The 17,425-nt window shown below is 70.5% G+C and carries 16 protein-coding genes and 1 tRNA gene; 15 read left to right on the plus strand and 2 right to left on the minus strand.

Translation table 11 applies throughout. The features are described from left to right. The first annotated feature begins 27 nt into the window (after positions 1 to 27). The 6 genes from AB0230_RS10965 (at position 28) to serA (ending at position 6,583) form a co-directional block, all read left to right on the plus strand. Positions 28 to 1,836, plus strand: coding sequence for an acetolactate synthase large subunit (locus tag AB0230_RS10965; RefSeq protein WP_366375732.1), 1,809 nt, complete (start codon positions 28 to 30; stop codon positions 1,834 to 1,836). A 1-nt stretch (position 1,837) separates the two neighbouring features. Further along, positions 1,838 to 2,347 (plus strand): acetolactate synthase small subunit, encoded by a 510-nt coding sequence (ilvN, locus tag AB0230_RS10970; protein WP_315995464.1) that lies wholly within the window; start codon positions 1,838 to 1,840, stop codon positions 2,345 to 2,347. A 169-nt stretch (positions 2,348 to 2,516) separates the two neighbouring features. Continuing rightward, positions 2,517 to 3,542, plus strand: coding sequence for a ketol-acid reductoisomerase (gene ilvC, locus AB0230_RS10975; RefSeq protein ID WP_315995465.1), 1,026 nt, complete (start codon positions 2,517 to 2,519; stop codon positions 3,540 to 3,542). A gap of 143 nt (positions 3,543 to 3,685) precedes the next feature. Continuing rightward, positions 3,686 to 4,261, plus strand: coding sequence for a DNA polymerase III subunit gamma/tau (locus AB0230_RS10980; protein ID WP_366375735.1), 576 nt, complete (start codon positions 3,686 to 3,688; stop codon positions 4,259 to 4,261). Continuing rightward, positions 4,258 to 4,596, plus strand: coding sequence for a bacitracin resistance protein (locus tag AB0230_RS10985; protein WP_315995467.1), 339 nt, complete (start codon positions 4,258 to 4,260; stop codon positions 4,594 to 4,596). Before AB0230_RS10980 ends, AB0230_RS10985 begins: the two co-directional genes overlap by 4 nt. Positions 4,597 to 4,978: 382 nt before the next feature. Beyond that, positions 4,979 to 6,583: a phosphoglycerate dehydrogenase gene (gene serA / locus AB0230_RS10990; RefSeq protein ID WP_363392010.1), complete on the plus strand. Its 1,605-nt coding sequence runs from the start codon at positions 4,979 to 4,981 to the stop codon at positions 6,581 to 6,583. A gap of 91 nt (positions 6,584 to 6,674) precedes the next feature. Here the strand turns inward: serA and AB0230_RS10995 are convergent, their stop codons facing one another. After that, a complete protein-coding gene (locus tag AB0230_RS10995) occupies positions 6,675 to 7,217 on the minus strand; it encodes a TetR/AcrR family transcriptional regulator (protein ID WP_366375738.1) in 543 nt (180 codons plus the stop codon). Between the two features lie 94 nt (positions 7,218 to 7,311). On the opposite strand from AB0230_RS10995, the gene AB0230_RS11000 reads away from it, so the two are divergent. The 5 genes from AB0230_RS11000 to AB0230_RS11020 all read left to right on the plus strand — a co-directional run bounded on the left by AB0230_RS11000 (position 7,312) and on the right by AB0230_RS11020 (position 13,250). Beyond that, entirely contained in the window at positions 7,312 to 8,835 is a 1,524-nt protein-coding gene (locus AB0230_RS11000; RefSeq protein WP_363392008.1) for an MFS transporter, read from the plus strand. A 25-nt stretch (positions 8,836 to 8,860) separates the two neighbouring features. Continuing rightward, a complete protein-coding gene (locus AB0230_RS11005) occupies positions 8,861 to 9,910 on the plus strand; it encodes a 3-isopropylmalate dehydrogenase (RefSeq protein WP_315995471.1) in 1,050 nt (349 codons plus the stop codon). Between the two features lie 54 nt (positions 9,911 to 9,964). Next, a complete protein-coding gene (locus tag AB0230_RS11010) occupies positions 9,965 to 11,071 on the plus strand; it encodes a branched-chain amino acid aminotransferase (protein ID WP_363392004.1) in 1,107 nt (368 codons plus the stop codon). Between the two features lie 177 nt (positions 11,072 to 11,248). Beyond that, complete coding sequence (locus AB0230_RS11015; RefSeq protein ID WP_366375741.1) at positions 11,249 to 12,016, plus strand: fumarylacetoacetate hydrolase family protein; 768 nt, start codon at positions 11,249 to 11,251, stop codon at positions 12,014 to 12,016. Next, entirely contained in the window at positions 12,009 to 13,250 is a 1,242-nt protein-coding gene (locus tag AB0230_RS11020) for an MFS transporter (protein WP_366375743.1), read from the plus strand. The genes AB0230_RS11015 and AB0230_RS11020 overlap by 8 nt, the downstream gene beginning before the upstream one ends. Positions 13,251 to 13,319: 69 nt before the next feature. Here the strand turns inward: AB0230_RS11020 and AB0230_RS11025 are convergent, their stop codons facing one another. After that, positions 13,320 to 14,408 (minus strand): aminotransferase class V-fold PLP-dependent enzyme, encoded by a 1,089-nt coding sequence (locus tag AB0230_RS11025; RefSeq protein WP_366375745.1) that lies wholly within the window; start codon positions 14,406 to 14,408, stop codon positions 13,320 to 13,322. Positions 14,409 to 14,488: 80 nt separating this feature from the next. On the opposite strand from AB0230_RS11025, the gene AB0230_RS11030 reads away from it, so the two are divergent. The 4 genes from AB0230_RS11030 to AB0230_RS11045 all read left to right on the plus strand — a co-directional run bounded on the left by AB0230_RS11030 (position 14,489) and on the right by AB0230_RS11045 (position 17,423). Beyond that, positions 14,489 to 15,439: a LysR family transcriptional regulator gene (locus AB0230_RS11030; protein WP_315995476.1), complete on the plus strand. Its 951-nt coding sequence runs from the start codon at positions 14,489 to 14,491 to the stop codon at positions 15,437 to 15,439. A gap of 10 nt (positions 15,440 to 15,449) precedes the next feature. Then, positions 15,450 to 16,958: a glutamate--tRNA ligase gene (gene gltX / locus AB0230_RS11035; RefSeq protein ID WP_366375748.1), complete on the plus strand. Its 1,509-nt coding sequence runs from the start codon at positions 15,450 to 15,452 to the stop codon at positions 16,956 to 16,958. 100 nt (positions 16,959 to 17,058) lie between these two features. Continuing rightward, positions 17,059 to 17,130: transfer RNA gene (locus tag AB0230_RS11040), tRNA-Gln, on the plus strand. 89 nt (positions 17,131 to 17,219) lie between these two features. Next, on the plus strand, positions 17,220 to 17,423 hold the full coding sequence (locus AB0230_RS11045) for a hypothetical protein (RefSeq protein ID WP_366375750.1): 204 nt from the start codon (positions 17,220 to 17,222) through the stop codon (positions 17,421 to 17,423). Positions 17,424 to 17,425: the final 2 nt, after the last annotated feature.

Consider the following 17,425-nt stretch of genomic DNA (forward strand, 5'->3'; position numbering starts at 1 on the left):
CCTTCTTACGGTTCTCGAGGTACTCCCATGTCCATCGATTCCCCTACGGTGGCCGTGCCCCGGCCCCCCGCCCGCACCGCCCCGGCGCCCGTGATGACGGGTGCACAGGCGGTCGTCCGCTCGCTCGACCTGCTCGGCGTCACCGATGTGTTCGGCCTGCCGGGCGGAGCGATCATGCCCGTCTACGACCCGCTCATGGACGACGAGCACGTCCGCCACATCCTCGTCCGTCACGAGCAGGGCGCCGGTCACGCGGCCGAGGGCTACGCCGCGGCCTCGGGCAAGGTCGGCGTCGCGATCGCGACGTCGGGCCCCGGCGCGACCAACCTCGTCACCGCGATCGCCGACGCCTACATGGACTCGGTGCCGCTCGTGTGCATCACCGGGCAGGTGTTCTCCACCCTCATGGGTACGGATGCCTTCCAGGAGGCCGACATCGTGGGCATCACGATGCCGATCACGAAGCACTCGTTCCTGGTGAAGACCGCCGAGGAGATCCCCGGCGCGATCGCGGCGGCCTTCGAGATCGCCTCGACCGGTCGTCCCGGTCCGGTGCTCGTCGACATCACGAAGGACGCCCAGCAGGCCGAGGCGCCGTTCGTCTGGCCGCCCAAGATCGACCTGCCCGGCTACCGCCCGGTCACCAAGGCGCACGGCAAGCAGATCCAGGCCGCGGCCCACCTGCTCGCCACCGCGCACAAGCCCGTGCTGTACGTGGGCGGCGGTGCGATCCGCGCCAACGCGGCGGCGGAGCTGAAGGTGCTCGCCGAGGCGACGGGCGCCCCCGTCGTCACCACGCTCATGGCGCGCGGCGCGTTCCCCGACTCCCACGAGCAGCATCTGGGCATGCCCGGCATGCACGGCACCGTCCCCGCCGTCCTCGCCCTGCAGGAGAGCGACCTCATCGTCTCGCTCGGCGCCCGCTTCGACGACCGCGTCACGGGCAAGGCGTCGCTGTTCGCGCCGAACGCCCAGGTGGTGCACGTCGACATCGACCCCGCCGAGATCTCCAAGATCCGCACGGCCGACGTGCCGATCGTGGGTGACCTGAAAGAGGTCCTCGTCGACCTGGACGCCGCGTTCCGCGCCGCCGACGCCGAGCACCCGCACGACTACAGCGAGTGGTGGACCTACCTGAACGGCCTCCGCGAGGAGTTCCCGCTGGGCTACACGCCCACCACCGACGGCCTCCTGTCGCCGCAGCATGTCATCCAGCGCATCGGCGAGATGACCGGACCCGAGGGCGTCTACGCCTCGGGCGTCGGCCAGCACCAGATGTGGGCGGCGCAGTTCATCAAGTACGAGCGTCCGAACGCGTGGCTCAACTCCGGCGGCGCCGGCACCATGGGCTACGCGGTCCCCGCGGCCATGGGCGCCAAGGTGGCCCAGCCCGATCGCGCCGTGTGGGCGATCGACGGTGACGGCTGCTTCCAGATGACCAACCAGGAGCTCGCGACCTGCGTCATCAACGACATCCCGATCAAGGTCGCGATCATCAACAACTCCTCCCTCGGCATGGTGCGCCAGTGGCAGACGCTGTTCTTCGACGGCCGCCACTCCAACACCGACCTCAACACGGGCCACGGCACGCGTCGCATCCCCGACTTCGTCAAGCTCGCCGAGGCGTACGGGTGCCTCGCGATCCGCGTCGAGAAGGAAGACGAGATCGACGCCGCGATCCAGCTCGCGCTGGACACGAACGACCGCCCCGTCGTGATCGACTTCGTCGTGAGTGCGGATGCCATGGTGTGGCCGATGGTCCCGCAGGGCGTCAGCAACAGCTACGTCCAGTACGCGCGCGATCACTCGCCCGCCTTCAACGAGCAGGAGGACTGAGATGTCTCGTCACGTTCTGAGCCTCCTCGTCGAGGACAAGCCGGGTCTGCTGACCCGCGTCGCCGGGCTCTTCGCCCGCCGCGGCTTCAACATCGAATCGCTCGCCGTCGGCGTGACCGAGGTGCCGGGTCTCTCGCGCATCACGGTCGTGGTCGACGTCGAGGGCCTGCCGCTCGAGCAGGTGACGAAGCAGCTCAACAAGCTGATCAACGTCATCAAGATCGTGGAGCTCGACCCCGCGGCATCCGTCCAGCGCGAGCACGTCCTCGTCAAGGTGCGCGCCGACAACGCCAGCCGCTCGAACGTGCTCGAGGTCGTGAACCTCTTCCGCGCCTCGGTCGTCGACTACGCACCCGATGCCATCGTGATCGAGATCACGGGCGACTCGGGCAAGGTCGGTGCGTTCCTCAAGGCCATCGAGCCCTTCGGCGTGAAGGAGCTCGCACAGTCGGGCCTTCTCGCCGTCGGTCGTGGCGGCAAGAGCATCACCGAGCGCGTCCTCCGCGGCTGACCCCGTCGGTCCCCGAGCCGGGCGGTCCTGAGCCTGTCGAAGGGTCCGACTCTCCGAATCCCGTCGGTCCTCGACCCTGTCGAGGGGTCCGACATCCGAACTTCATACGTCCCACAACCCCCGGTCCCTTCGACAAGCTCAGGGACCTGACTCAAGGAGAAACATCCTCATGGCAGAGATCTTCTACGACGACGACGCCGACCTCTCGATCATCCAGGGCAAGAAGGTCGCGATCGTCGGCTACGGCTCGCAGGGTCACGCCCACGCGCAGAACCTGCGCGACTCGGGCGTCGAGGTCGTCATCGCCCTCAAGGACGGCTCCAAGTCGGCCGCCAAGGCGCAGGAGGACGGCTTCGAGGTCAAGAACGTCGCCGACGCGGCCGAGTGGGCCGACCTCATCATGATCCTCGCGCCCGACCAGCACCAGCGCTCGATCTTCGCCGACTCGATCAAGGACAAGCTCACCGAGGGCAAGACGCTCGCCTTCGCGCACGGCTTCAACATCCGCTTCGGCTACATCGACGCCCCCGAGGGCGTGGACGTCATCCTCGTCGCCCCCAAGGCCCCCGGCCACACCGTGCGTCGCGAGTACGTCGCCGGCCGCGGCATCCCCGACATCATCGCCGTCGAGCGCGACGCCTCTGGCTCGGCCTGGGACACCGCCCTCTCGTACGCGAAGGCCATCGGCGGCACCCGCGCCGGCGTCATCAAGACGACCTTCACCGAAGAGACCGAGACCGACCTCTTCGGCGAGCAGGCCGTGCTCTGCGGTGGCATGAGCCACCTCGTGCAGGCCGGTTTCGAGACCCTCACCGAGGCGGGCTACCAGCCGCAGATCGCGTACTTCGAGGTGCTGCACGAGCTCAAGCTCATCGTCGACCTCATGTGGGAGGGCGGCATCGCCAAGCAGCGCTGGTCGATCTCCGACACCGCCGAGTACGGCGACTACGTCTCGGGCCCGCGCGTCATCTCGCCCGACGTCAAGGAGAGCATGAAGGCCGTCCTCGCCGACATCCAGTCGGGCGCGTTCGCCGAGCGCTTCATCGCCGATCAGGACAAGGGCGCCCCCGAGTTCCTCGAGCTCCGCGAGAAGGAGCAGGGCCACCCCATCGAGGCCACCGGCAAGGAGCTCCGCGGCCTCTTCGCGTGGAAGCAGCAGGACAGCGACTACGTCGAGGGCTCGGCTGCGCGCTGACCTCCCGATCGTCTCGAACGCCCCGTGGCTCCGGCCGCGGGGCGTTCGCCGTTCGGCGGGACGTCTTCGGTTCCGGATGCCTCGCACCCGGCGTGATCGGCGGGGCGCGACCCGGCCGCGGGGGAGCCCGCTACCGTGGAACCGTGAGCACTCCGCGCGATGACGACGCCCTCTCGTGGGGCGGTGACGACGACCCGACCCTCGACGTCGGCGAGAAGCGTGCGCCCGAGGTGCGACCGTCGGATCCCGTGCAGCCCGTGTCGAGCGAGCCCGAGCCGCTGCAGCCGGCGGCCGAGCCGGAGCCGCTGCAGCCCGCCGCGACGTCGGCGTCGCGGACTCCGCAGGTGCCGGCATCCGCGGTGCACGACGCCCCCGCCGACGCCGGGCCGGCCGATGACGACCACGACGCGGATGCCGACTCCTCGGCGCCGCTGGGCAACGTCGGCCTCGTGGGCATCGGCATGGTCGCCGCGACGTTCCTGCTCTTCGCCCTCGGCTGGCTCCTCGCCGGTCTGCGACTGCGCAGCCTGGGGCTGCCGATCCCCGACGTCACGGTGATCGCCCTCACCGCGGGAGCCGTGCTGGCCCCGCTCGTGTGGTTCGTGGCGGTCCTGGTGCTCACCCGTGCATGGCGGACATGGCAGCGATTCCTGCTGCTGATCGTGGGCATCGTGCTGCTCGTCCCCTGGCCGTTCCTGTCGGTGGGAGCACTCGCATGAGCACCGCCACGCGCACGCGCGTCCTGCCCACATGGGTCGTCGTGGCCATCGCCGGGCTCTTCGGGCTGTTCTACGCCTACGTCGTCTGGAGCGCGGTCGCGCTGCTCATCACGCAGGCGACCGGTCCGCTGGGTCTCAACACCCTCGGGTGGGTGGTCTACATCCTCCCGATCGTCTTCCCCCTGCTCGCGTTCGCGGTCGCCTTCGCGATCGGTGCGCGCCGCGCGGCGGGGGAGTTCGCCCTGGCGATGCTCGCGGGTCTCACCCTCTCGGCGGCGTTCTGGCTCGCGATCGTCGGCTACGGAGCGACGTCGTACGGGCTCTACGGGGGCTGAGGCGGGCGACTCCGGTCTCCGGCCGTGCGCCCCGCGGCGAAGCGGTGTCGTGCCGGCGTCCGATCGGGCGCCCCGCGGCGTGACGTCGTCGTGCCGGCATCCGTTCGTGCGCCCCGCGGCATGACGTCGTCGCGCCGGCATCCCGAACCGTGGGCCGAAGCCGAGCCGCCGGGAGATGCCGCCTCGCGGCGTGACCGAGGGGCCGCGCGAGCCCGTGCGTCGCCGTCGTCGACGGGCCGAGGCGTCCGGCGTCATACGGTCGGGAGCTCTCGCGGGGCCGCGCTAGGCTGACACACGGCCCGCACGGGTCGTGCGCCCGGTTCGCGCCGGCGGTGCGCGGCGGTGCGCGCCGGTCCCCAGCACCGTTTCGAAGGACGCATCCGTGACGAAGCCCGTCGTGCTCATCGCCGAAGAACTCTCTCCCGCCACGATCGACGCGCTCGGCCCCGACTTCGACGTGCGCAACGTCGACGGGACCGACCGCCCCGCGCTGCTCTCGGCCCTCGCCGACGCGCACGCGGTGCTCGTGCGCTCGGCCACCCAGATCGATGCCGAGGCGCTTGCCGCGGCTCCCTCGCTCAAGGTCGTCGCCCGCGCCGGGGTCGGCCTCGACAACGTCGACATCAAGTCGGCCACCGCCGCAGGTGTCATGGTCGTGAACGCCCCGACCTCCAACATCATCTCGGCCGCCGAGCTGACCGTAGGCCATGTGCTGAGCCTCGCGCGCCGCATCCCCGCCGCGCATGCCTCTCTCGCGCAGGGCCTGTGGAAGCGCAGCTCCTTCACCGGCACCGAGCTCTTCGAGAAGACGATCGGCATCATCGGCCTCGGACGCATCGGCGCCCTCATCGCCGCGCGCCTTCAGGGATTCGACATGCGCGTCATCGCGTACGACCCCTACGTCACGGCCGCGCGTGCGCAGCAGCTCGGCGTGCAGCTGGTCTCGCTCGACGAACTCCTCGAGCAGAGCGACTTCGTCACGATCCACATGCCGAAGACGCCCGAGACGACCGGCATGATCGGCGCCGAGCAGCTGCGCCGCATGAAGAACTCCGCGTACGTCATCAACGTCGCGCGCGGCGGCCTGATCGACGAAGAGGCGCTGTTCGACGCCCTCACCTCGGGCGAGATCGCGGGGGCCGGCCTCGACGTCTTCTCGACCGAGCCCCCCGCCGAGGGCGGCCCCGCCCGCAAGCTCCTCGACCTTCCGAACGTCGTGGTCACCCCGCATCTCGGGGCCAGCACGGAGGAGGCGCAGGAGAAGGCCGGCGTCTCCGTCGCCCGTTCGGTCAAGCTCGCCCTCGAGGGCGACCTCGTCCCGGATGCCGTGAACGTCGCCGGGGGAGCGATCGACCCGTTCGTGCGTCCCGGTATCGCCCTGGTCGAGATGCTCGGTCAGTTCTTCAGCGGTCTCGCCGACAGCGCGCTCACGAGCCTGGACATCGAGGTGCGCGGAGAGCTCGCGCAGTACGACGTGAGCGTCTACCGCCTCGCGGCGCTGAAGGGCTACTTCAGCCGCATCGTCAGTGAAACGGTGTCTTACGTGAACGCCCCGCTCTTCGCCGAGCAGCGCGGCGTCGAGGCGCGCTTGGTCGTCGAGGCCGAGAGCCCGCTGTACCGCAACATCACGATCCTCCGCGGCACCCTCGCGGACGGCTCGACCCTCACGGTGGCCGGTACGCTCGCCGGCACTCGCATGGTGCCCAAGGTCGTCGCGATCAACGGCTACGACATCGAGGTGCCGATCGAGCAGCACCACATCGTCATGCGCTACGCCGACCGCCCCGGCATCGTCGCGATCTACGGCCAGAAGCTCGGTGAGGCCGGCATCAACATCGCGGGTCTCCAGGTGGCGGCCCAGGATGCCACGGGCCGCGCGCTGTCGGTGCTCACGGTGGACTCGCCGGTTCCCGACGAGATCCTCGGTGCGATGCGCGAGTCCGTCGGCGCCGATCTGTTCCGGCAGATCGAGATCATCGAGGGCTGAGTCCCGGACGCATGACGGGGGAGGGGGTCGCTGCGGCGGCCCCCTTTCTCATTCGAAGGGCGGTGCCGCGTGGCGTTGCGGACTGGCTGCCTCAGGTGGTGGCAGCCACCACGGCGTCGATGAGCTTGTCGAGCTCCGGTCCCTCGAGGGTCGGGCCGGGGACGGCGTTGAGGTCGAGGACCGCGTTGAAGTAGAGCCCGTCGCTGACCAGCAGCACCATCTGCAGCGCCGTCTCGTCACGCGTGTGGGCGCGCAGGCTCTCCTCCCACAGCTCGCGCACGCGGCGAAGCGATGCGGAGGCGGTGTCGTTGCCGTTCTGAGCGAGGCGGGAGACCGCGAGGATCGTCACGTCGAGCGGAGACCCGGTGTTCTGCGACGAGCGCAGGTGCGCCGCGACGACGCCCTCGGCGGACTTCTCGATCTCGTCGACGTCTTCCTGCGCCAGGCGCTCGAGGCGGTCGACCAGTGCCGCTTCGAGAGCGCTCTTCGAGTTGAAGTGGTAGAGCAGGCCGCCCTTCGACACGCCGGCGCCGCGCGCCGTGGCATCCATCGTCGCGGCGCGCTCGCCCTCGTCGACGAGGATCCGTGTGAAGGCGTCGAGGACGGCTTCGCGGGCGAGAGGGGGGCGACTCATGACTCCTCGATCGTACTGGCGGGTGGGACCTCGGACCTGATACTATACCGGCTGGACGGTTAAGAAACGGATCGGAAGAATGCTCACCTCGTCGATGCCCACCTCGGAGATCACCGTGACCCGCGCCGGGTGGCGCGGGTGGTTCGCGCTGGCGGTGCTCATGCTGCCCGTGCTGCTGGTCTCGGTCGACAACACGGTGCTGAGTTTCGCGCTGCCCGAGATCGCACTGTCGCTGCAGCCGTCCAGTATCGAGCAGCTGTGGATCATCGATGTCTACCCGCTCGTGCTCGCGGGCCTGCTCGTCACGATGGGCACCTTGGGCGACCGGTTCGGCCGTCGGCGTCTGCTGTTGATCGGCGCGACCGGCTTCGCGGCCGTCTCCGCACTGTCGGCCTTCGCGCCCACGGCGGCCCTGCTCATCGCGGGTCGAGCGCTCATGGGCGTCTTCGGCGCCATGCTGATGCCGTCGACGCTCTCCCTGCTGCGCAGCATCTTCCGCGACCGCGATCAGCGTCGCTTCGCCATCGCCATCTGGGCCTCGGGCTTCTCCGCTGGGGCCGCCCTCGGCCCCATCGTGGGGGGTTTCCTCCTCGAGCACTTCTCGTGGGGGTCGGTGTTCCTCATGGCGGTGCCCGTGCTCATCCCCCTCCTGATCCTCGCCCCGTTCTTCGTGCCCGAGAGTCGCGACCCGCACCCCGGCCGCTTCGACCCCGTCAGCGTGCTGCTCTCGCTCGCGACGATGGTCCCGATCGTCTACGGCATCAAGAAGCTCGCCGTCGACGGCCCGCTCTCGCTTGCCCCGGCGCTCTTCGTCGTCGGCATCGTCTTCGGATGGCTGTTCGTGCGCCGTCAGCGCTCGCTGCCCACGCCGATGCTCGACATGTCGCTGTTCCGTCGAGGCACCTTCTCCGGCGCCATCCTCGTGAACCTGCTCAGCGTGGTCGGACTCGTCGGATTCCTCTACTTCGTCGCGCAGCACCTGCAGCTGGTCGTGGGGCTGTCGCCGATGGTCGCGGGCTTCGCGCTCCTGCCCGGGCTCGTACTCATGATCGTCTCCGGACTCGCCGTGGTGCCGGTCGCGAAGCGGTTCGCCCCGCGCGTGGTCGTGCCCGTCGCGCTCACGTTCTCCGTCGTCGCGTATGTCCTCGTCGCGCTCTCGACCGCCGACCTCGTCCAGCTCATCGTGGCGTTCGGCCTGCTGGGCATCGGTATCGGTGCCGCCGAGACCGTGTCGAACGAGCTGATCCTGTCGAGCGCCCCCTCGGCCAAGGCCGGTGCCGCGAGCGCCGTCTCCGAGACGGCCTACGAGGTCGGCGCGGTGCTGGGCACCGCCGTGCTCGGTGGCATCCTCGCGGCCTTCTATCGGGCGCAGCTGGTGCTCCCGGCGGGGCTCCCGGATGCCGCGGCCCAGGCGGCCCGCGAAACCCTCGCCGGGGCCGTGGCGGTGTCGCAGACCCTCGACGACCCGGCGCTGGCGGACGCCCTGCGGCTCGCCGCCGCGCACGCCTTCGACTCCGGCGTGGTCATCACGGCCTTGATCGGCGCGGGGCTGATCGTCGTGGCCGCGGTGATCGCTGCCACTACCCTGGGAGGAACCCGCGGCGCGTCGACGAAGTGACGTGCCCCGAGCTCTGAGGAGAGCGATGTCGCGTGTCGTGAAGCTGGCCGTCATCCCCGGTGACGGCATCGGTCCCGAAGTCGTCGCCGAGGCCGTCAAGGTGCTCGACGCCGTCACCGCCGAGTCGGATGTCGTCTTCGACAAGACGCCCTTCTCGCTCGGCGCCGGGCGCTACCTCGAGACCGGCGACACGCTCACCGACGACGACCTTGCCGCGATCGCGGGCCACGACGCGATTCTGCTCGGCGCCGTCGGCGGCGTGCCGGGCGACCCGCGCCTGAAGGACGCGAACATCGAGCGCGGACTGCTGCTGAAGCTCCGCTTCGAGCTCGACCACTACGTCAACCTGCGACCGTCGAAGCTCTACCCCGGCGCCGCGGGCCCCCTGGCAGACCCGGGCGACATCGACTTCGTCGTCGTGCGCGAGGGGACCGAGGGGCCGTACGTCGGCAACGGCGGTGCCATCCGCCGCGGAACCCCGCACGAGGTCGCCAACGAGACCTCGGTCAACACGGCCTACGGCGTCGAGCGCGTCGTGCGGTACGCCTTCGCCCTGGCCGAGCGCCGTCGCCGCACGCTCACGCTCGTGCACAAGACCAACGTGCTCGTCCACGCGGGCGGCATGTGGAAGCGCATCGTGGATGCCGTGGCATCGGAGTTCCCGGGGGTCGACGTAGACTACCTGCACGTCGACGCGGCAACCATCTTCCTGGTCACGAACCCGGGCCGCTTCGACGTGATCGTCACCGACAACCTCTTCGGCGACATCCTGACCGACCTGGCCGGCGCCGTCACCGGTGGCATCGGCCTCGCCGCATCGGGCAACATCAACCCCGACGGCGCGTTCCCCTCGATGTTCGAGCCCGTGCACGGATCGGCGCCCGACATCGCGGGAAGCCAGAAGGCCGACCCCACGGCCGCGATCCTCTCCGTCGCCCTGCTGCTCGATCACCTCGGGCTCACCGATGAATCCGCCCGCGTCACCCGCGCGGTGGAAGACGACATCGCGCACCGTGAGGGCTCGCGCACCACTGCTCAGATCGGCGACGCCATCGCCGCACGCGTCCAGGCGTAACCTGGACCGACCGGCCCGCTTCGCCCCCGGCACACGAAGAGTTTTGGATCACAGATGACCACCATCGACACCGACCCCGACACCGGACTCGACCCGCTCGAGTTCTCCGTCACGCGCAACCTCGCGGCCAAGAGCACCGCCGACCGCGACGCGATCCTGGCCAGCCCCGGCTTCGGGCAGAGCTTCACCGACCACATGGTCGACATCTGCTGGTCGGTCCGCGGCGGCTGGCACCGCCCCCGAGTGTCTCCGTACGGCCCGATCTCGCTCGACCCCGCGGCCGCCGTGCTGCACTACGGCCAGGAGATCTTCGAGGGCATCAAGGCCTACCGTCACGCCGACGGGTCGGTCCACACCTTCCGGCCCGATCAGAACGGGCGACGGCTGCAGCGCTCGGCCCGCCGTCTTGCCCTGCCCGAACTGCCGGTTCCCTACTTCCTCCAGTCGCTGCGCGAGCTCATCGCCGTCGACGGTGCCTGGGTGCCCTCCGGCGAAGACCAGAGCCTCTACCTGCGGCCCTTCATGTTCGCGAAGGAGGCGTTCCTCGGGGTGCGCCCCGCCCACAAGGTCGCGTACTACCTGATCGCCAGTCCGGCCGGCGCCTACTTCAAGGGCGGCGTCCAGCCGGTCTCGATCTGGCTGAGCGAGGACTACTCGCGCGCGGGTAAGGGCGGCACGGGGGCGGCAAAGACCGGCGGAAACTACGCCGCGAGCCTCCTTCCCCAGTCCGAGGCGTACGAGAACGAGTGCGACCAGGTCGTCTTCCTCGACCAGGATCGCAACGTCGAGGAGCTCGGCGGCATGAACGTCGTGTTCGTCTATAAGGACGGCACCATCGTCACTCCGCAGTCCGACTCCATCCTCGAGGGCATCACGCGCGACTCGCTCCTGCAGCTCGCGCGCGACCGCGGCCACCACGTCGAGGGGCGCAACGTCTCGCTGACCGAGTGGCGCGAGGGCGTGGCATCCGGAGACATCGTCGAGGTGTTCGCGTGCGGCACCGCTGCCGTGGTCACTCCGATCGGCATCCTCAAGGGGCGCGATTTCATCGACGAGCAGCCTTCGGGGACGCTCGCGCTCGAACTGCGCGAGGAGCTGACGAACATCCAGTACGGCCGCGCGGAAGACAAGCACGGCTGGTTGTACCGCCTCGACGCCTGATCCGCGTCGTCGGATGGAGGGGTTCCCGGATGCCGGGGGCCCCTTCGTGGCGTGCACCGGGGCTTCGACAGGCTCAGCCCCCTGACGTGATGACTCTCACGGAAGCGAGGTCCCTGAGCTTGTCTAAGGGACCGGGAAGCGGATGGTGGTGTCGGACCCCGCGGATAGGCTGGCCCGGTGAAGATCGCTCGATTCAGCCACCAGGACGCCCTCCGCTACGGCATCGTCGACGACGACCACGTCGTCGTGCTCGAGGGTGACCCCATGTTCGCCGGGTTCGACACCACGGGTGAGCGCATCCCCCTCTCCGACGTGACGCTGCTGGCCCCCGTCATCCCGCGCTCGAAAGTCGTGTGCATCGGTAAGAACTACCACGACCACGCTGCCGAGATGGGGGGTGAGGCGCCCGCCGAGCCCCTGATGTTCCTCAAGCCGAACACCTCCGTCATCGGCCCGAACGACGTCATCGTGCGCCCGACGGCCCTCAGCTCGCAGACCGACTACGAGGGCGAACTCGCCGTCGTCATCGGCCGTATCGCCAAGAACGTCCCGGTCGAGCGGGCGGGGGAGTACATCTTCGGCTACACCGTCGCCAACGACGTCACCGCGCGCGATCTGCAGCGCAGCGACGGCCAGTGGTCGCGCGCGAAGGGGTTCGACACCTTCTGCCCCGTCGGCCCGGTCATCGAGACCGACCTCGACGTCCCATCGGCCACGATCGTGACCCGCGTGAACGGCGAGGTCCGTCAGGACGGCCCGGTCTCCGACATGATCCACGACATCCCGACCCTCGTCGCCTACGCCTCCGCGGTGTTCACGCTGCTTCCGGGCGACCTGATCCTGACCGGAACGCCCGCCGGGATCGGCTCCTTCGGTGCGGGCGACGTCGTCGAGGTCGAGATCGGCGGCATCGGGGTGCTGCGCAACACCGCCCGCGATGCCTGACACCGCCGCGCCGGCGGGTGTCGACCTCGTCGCCACGCAGCGCCGTATGGTGCGCGTGCTCGCGGCGGGGCAGGTGCTCACCGGCGTGGCCTTCGGGGCGACGCTCTCGCTCGGCGCCCTCCTCGCCGCCGACCTGTCGGGCCAGGAGGCGCTGTCGGGCTTCGCGACCGCCTCGGTGACGCTGGGGGCCGCGTTGACGGCGATCCCTCTCGCGCGTCTCGCTGCGCGCCGGGGGAGGCGCCTCGCGCTGACCACCGGCAACATCGCCGCGCTGACGGGTATCGCGGTGGTCATCGCCGCGGCGGCGTCGCGCGCCTTCCCCCTGCTGCTCGTGGGGATCGCGTTGATCGGAGCCGGCAACGCCGCGACCCTGCAGTCGCGTTTCGCCGCGACCGATCTCGCACCCACCGCCCGGCGGGGCCGCGACCTCGCCACGGTCGTCTGGGCGACCACGGTGGGTGGAGTGGTCGGTCCGCTCCTGCTCGCTCCCGGCGAACTCCTCGGGGCGAGCATCGGGATGCCGCGCCTCACCGGGGCGTACCTCTTCTCGTTCGCGGCCCAGGCGTGCGCCTTCGCGCTCTACGTGCTCGTCCTGCGCCCGGATCCGCTGCTGCTCGCCCAGCGCCTCGATCGTGAGAGCACGGCACTCGCCCCTGCCGTGCCGCAGGCCGACCGTCCCGCGCTCGCGCGCTTCGCGATGCTCGCGGTCGCCGCCTCGCACGTGACGATGGCGTCGGTCATGGCGATGACGCCCGTCCACCTGTCCCACATCGTCGCCCCGGACGCCGTCACCCTGGCTGTCGGCGTGACGATCGCCCTCCACGTGTTCGGGATGTACGGGCTGTCGCCGGTGTTCGGCATCCTGGCCGACCGCCGGGGGCGGATCCCCGTCATCGTGCTCGGGCAGGTGCTGCTCGCGGCTTCGCTCGCCACCGCGTCGGCTTTCGGTGGCTCCCAGGCCGGCGTCCTGGTGGCGCTGGTGCTGCTCGGCCTCGGATGGAGCGCGGCGACGGTGGCCGGCTCCGCCCTGCTCACCGAGGCGACGCCGGTGGCGCTGCGGCCGCGTCGTCAGGGACGCAGCGACACGCTGATGACGGCGTGCGCGGCTGCGGGCTCCGTGCTCGCGGGCGTGATCCTCGGCCTCGTCGGGTACGGCGGTCTCGCCCTCTGGGCGCTCGTTCCGGTGGCCGTGGTCTGCATCGCCGCCGTCGTGGCGCTCCGCACCCGCGCGTGAGTCCCCGAGAATCGTCGCTTTCGAGCCCTACCAGGCGACAATTCTCGGCACCTCGCACGGGGGAGTGGGTCAGATCGTGTAGACCAGGCCGTCGAAGGCCGAGAGGTTCTCGATCCCGCGCACGCCGAGCGCATGCAGGGCGCGGTCGACGTCGCGCTCGTCGTTGAAGACGTGGAAGGCCACCCGGGCGCGACCCGCGCGGCCCGACGCCGTGATGCCGTGGGCGGTGAGCTGCGCGAGGGCTTCGCCGGTGGCATCCGGCCAGGTGACGATGGCCGAGGGGCGCTCGGGGTGAGCCAGGCCCAGGCCGTCGCGGAAGCGCGCGGCGAGGCCCGTGGTGTGCGCGTACGTCGCGGTGATGTCGGCATCGGCGAACAGAGCCAGGGCGGGAGCGGCGCCGACGAAGGCCTGCCACGCCGGCGAGACGTCGAAGCGGCGCGCGTCGGGGGCGAGCACGCCGCCCGTTCCGTAACACGACGACCACGGGTTGTCGCCGGAGTACCAGCCGGCCTGCACCGGTCGGATCTCGTGGGCGAACGCGGGTGAGATGGTGAGGAATGAGACGCCGCGGGGGCAGCACAGCCACTTGTAGGCGTGGCACACGGTCGCGTCGAACATCGTCGCGTCGACGGGCAGCCACCCTGCGGCCTGCGTGAGGTCGCAGAGCGTCCGCGCACCCGCGCGTGCGGCGGCGGCGGCGATGCCCACGGCATCCGCCACGTCGCCGGTGGCCGACTGCACGAGCGAGAAGGCCACGAGCCAGGTGTCGGCGGACACAGCGGCCGCGAGCTCCGAGAGGGGAGCGGTGCGCAACCGGATGCCTCGACCCGCGTGGGCGAAAGGCGCGACGAGCGAGGAGAAGTCGCCTTCGGCGCAGAGCACCTCGGCGCCGTCGGGAACCGAGGCGGCGATGAGCGCGACCTGCACCGACGTCTGCGAGCCGATTGCGACGTCGCCCCGCGGCGCGCTCACGAGGCGGGCGTACGACGCGCGGGCGTCCTCCACTGCCTGCGAGGCCGCGACGACGTCGGGGCGACCGGATGCCGCGGCGTCGAGATCCGCGCGGACGGCGCGCACCGTCCCGCGCGACGGTAGGCCGAGGGTGCAGGCGGCGAGGTAGTCGCGGCCGCCGGCGAAGTGCGAGGCGAGGCTGCTCATGGAACCAGGTTCGTCCGTCAGCGCCTATTGCACTAGGGCAGGTGTTGCATGAGAAGCATCCATCCTGCTTATGTGTTCGGATGAGCGACATCGACGAGGGCCTCGACGCCCACGGCCTGCGGGTCGTCAAAGCGATCGCCGACACCGGATCGATCACCGCCGCGGCGCGTGCCCTCGGCTACAGCCAGCCCGCGGTCAGTCAACAGTTGCGGCGCCTCGAGCAGCGCGCGGGCATGCCCATCGTCGAACGCGTCGGGCGTGGGGTGCGCCTCACCGAGGCCGGCTGGGTGCTCGCCCGGCACGCGGCCACGGTGACGACGGCCCTCGATGCCGCCGCGGGCGACCTCGCGGAGCTGAGGGGGCTGCGCGCCGGACGCGTGCGGATCGCGGCGTTCCCCTCCGCCTCGTCGACCGTCGTGCCCCGCGTCATCGCCGCGGTCACGGCCCGCCGCCCCGGTGTCTCGATCAGCTTCGTCGAGGCGGAGCCGCCCGAGGCCATCTCGGCGGTGCGCGAGGATCGCGCCGACATCGCGCTCATCTACAGCTACCCCGGCGACCGCCGGGAGCAGCTCGCCCAGGCCGCCGCCGGGCTCTCGGTGCGCCGTCTCGGCGACGACGACACCGTCGTCGTCGTCCCCGCCGAGCACCCGGCCGCCACCGACGACCCGATCGACCTCTCGCAGCTCGCGGGGGAGCGATGGATCGCGGGCTGCCCCCAGTGCCGCGGGCACCTGCTCGAGGCCTGCGGGCGGGCGGGCTTCACCCCCGACATCGCGTTCGAGACCGACAACTACATCGCCGTCGAGAACCTCGTCGCGCTCGGCGTCGGCATGGCGATCCTGCCGCGCATGGCGGTGGCATCCCTTCCCCTCCCCGCCGGGATCGCGGTGCCGCGCCTCCCCGCCGCCGAAGCCCGGACGCTGCACGTCGTGACGGCGCGGGGGGCCGAGAGCGTGCCCGCGGTCGGTGCGGCCCTCGAGGTCGTGGCGGAGGTGCTGGCCGACCATCGGCCCGGTAACGCCCGCCGGTAGGATCGAGGGGATGTCTGCCACGCCCGATCCCCGCACCACGACCGCCACCGGCGCCGACGTTCGCGTCCGCTTCTGCCCGTCCCCGACGGGCCTGCCCCACGTCGGTCTCATCCGCACCGTCCTGTTCAACTGGGCCTACGCCCGGCACAACGGCGGCAAGCTCGTCTTCCGTATCGAAGACACCGATGCCGCGCGCGACAGCGAAGAGAGCTACCAGCAGCTCCTCGACGCGCTGCGGTGGATGAACATCGACTGGGACGAGGGCGTCGAGGTCGGCGGCCCGCACGCGCCGTACCGGCAGTCGCAGCGCCATGAGATCTATCGCGAGGTGCTCGACAAGCTCGTCGCGGCCGGCGCGGTGTACGAGAGCTACTCGACGGCGGAGGAGATCGACGCCCGTAATGAGGCCAACGGCCGCGCGAAGCAGCTCGGCTACGACAACTTCGACCGCGACCTCACCGATGAGCAGCGTGCGGCCTTCCGCGCCGAGGGGCGTCAGCCCGCGTGGCGTCTGCGCGTCCCCGATCACGACCTCAGCTACGTCGACCTCATCCGCGGCGAGGTGACGTTCCCGGCGGGGTCGTTCCCCGACTTCGTGCTCGTGCGCGCCGGCGGAGTGCCGCTGTACCCGTTCGTGAACCCGGTCGACGACGCGCTCATGGGCATCACCCACGTCATCCGCGGTGAAGACCTCATGCCGTCGACGGCGCGCCAGCTCGCGCTGTACTCGGCCCTGGTGGATGCCGGGGTCACGACGTTCATCCCGCGCTTCGGCCACATGCCCCTCGTGCTGGGCGAGACGGGCAACAAGAAGCTGTCGAAGCGCGACCCGCAGGCCGATCTGTTCCTGCAGCGCGAGAAGGGCTTCATCCACGAGGGCCTGCTCAACTACCTCTCGCTGCTGGGGTGGTCGCTCGCGAGCGATCGCGACGTCTTCTCGCTCGACGAGATGATCGCCGCCTTCGACATCGCCGACGTGAACCCGAACCCGGCACGCTTCGATCAGAAGAAGGCCGAGGCGATCAACGGCGACCACATCCGCATGCTGGATGCCGACGACTTCGCCGCGCGGATCGTCCCCTACCTCGCGGGCGCGGGGTATATCGCGGAGGAGCCGTCGGAGGAGCACCGCGCCATCATCGCCGCCGCAGCGCCCCTCGTGCAGGAACGCGTGCAGCTGCTCGGCGAGGTCCCGGGCATGCTCGGCTTCCTCTTCGTCTCCGACGTGTCGTACGCCGAGGACGCGCTGAAGGGGCTTCCCGCGAACGCGGCGGAGGTGCTCACGGCATGCTCCCGCGCCCTCGAGGGCGTCGACGACTTCACCGCCGCCGGTGTGCAGGCGGCGCTGTCGACGGCGCTCGTCGACGAACTGGGACTCAAGCCGCGCGTGGCCTACGGTCCGCCGCGCGTCGCCCTGACGGGCCGGCGGGTGTCGCCGCCGCTGTTCGAGTCGATGGAGCTGCTCGGGAAGGACGAGACGCTGCGGCGCCTGAACGCTCTGGTGCAGCACCTGGGCTGAGCGTCCTCGTCCGCGCGACGCGCGCGGGCGGGGCGGGATTTGGCAGGGGAGCGGCTCTCACGTAAGCTTGATCCTCGGCACGAGTTCCGGCTCAGCGCCTTGGGGTATGGTGTAATTGGCAACACGGCGGTTTCTGGTTCCGTTGTTCTTGGTTCGAGTCCAGGTACCCCAGCTTCGAGAAAAGTCCCGATGATCGAGAGATCGTCGGGACTTTTCCGTTTCTCCCAGCCCACGCCGAAGCGGCGGGCCCACACTGGTGCGATGGGACTCTTCGTACAGCGACCCGAGGAACCGAGCGAGTGGGCCGGGCTGCCCGGTGAGCCGGTGCGGCAGCGGACGCGCGCCGAGATGCTCCCCGACGATGAGCACCCCGAAGCCTCCCCGGCCGGTCTGCTGGGGCTCGTCGACGCGCCCATCGCTTCGATCGAGATCCCGGTCCCGCCCGCCGAGGGCGCGAGGGACTGAGC

Source organism: Microbacterium sp. NPDC089190 (assembly GCF_040701795.1).
Taxonomy (GTDB): Bacteria; Actinomycetota; Actinomycetes; order Actinomycetales; family Microbacteriaceae; genus Microbacterium; species Microbacterium galbum.

What these genes read in the sequence shown, in the direction of transcription:
- AB0230_RS11025 (WP_366375745.1), bottom strand. Translation starts at nt 14,408, where the DNA reads ATGAGCAGCCTCGCCTCGCACTTCGCCGGCGGCCGCGACTACCTCGCC.
- AB0230_RS10965 (WP_366375732.1), top strand. Translation starts at nt 28, where the DNA reads ATGTCCATCGATTCCCCTACGGTGGCCGTGCCCCGGCCCCCCGCCCGC.
- AB0230_RS10995 (WP_366375738.1), bottom strand. Translation starts at nt 7,217, where the DNA reads ATGAGTCGCCCCCCTCTCGCCCGCGAAGCCGTCCTCGACGCCTTCACA.
- AB0230_RS11005 (WP_315995471.1), top strand. Translation starts at nt 8,861, where the DNA reads ATGTCGCGTGTCGTGAAGCTGGCCGTCATCCCCGGTGACGGCATCGGT.
- ilvC (WP_315995465.1), top strand. Translation starts at nt 2,517, where the DNA reads ATGGCAGAGATCTTCTACGACGACGACGCCGACCTCTCGATCATCCAG.
- AB0230_RS11045 (WP_366375750.1), top strand. Translation starts at nt 17,220, where the DNA reads ATGGGACTCTTCGTACAGCGACCCGAGGAACCGAGCGAGTGGGCCGGG.
- AB0230_RS11000 (WP_363392008.1), top strand. Translation starts at nt 7,312, where the DNA reads ATGCCCACCTCGGAGATCACCGTGACCCGCGCCGGGTGGCGCGGGTGG.
- ilvN (WP_315995464.1), top strand. Translation starts at nt 1,838, where the DNA reads ATGTCTCGTCACGTTCTGAGCCTCCTCGTCGAGGACAAGCCGGGTCTG.
- AB0230_RS11030 (WP_315995476.1), top strand. Translation starts at nt 14,489, where the DNA reads ATGAGCGACATCGACGAGGGCCTCGACGCCCACGGCCTGCGGGTCGTC.
- AB0230_RS11010 (WP_363392004.1), top strand. Translation starts at nt 9,965, where the DNA reads ATGACCACCATCGACACCGACCCCGACACCGGACTCGACCCGCTCGAG.
- AB0230_RS11020 (WP_366375743.1), top strand. Translation starts at nt 12,009, where the DNA reads ATGCCTGACACCGCCGCGCCGGCGGGTGTCGACCTCGTCGCCACGCAG.
- gltX (WP_366375748.1), top strand. Translation starts at nt 15,450, where the DNA reads ATGTCTGCCACGCCCGATCCCCGCACCACGACCGCCACCGGCGCCGAC.
- AB0230_RS10985 (WP_315995467.1), top strand. Translation starts at nt 4,258, where the DNA reads ATGAGCACCGCCACGCGCACGCGCGTCCTGCCCACATGGGTCGTCGTG.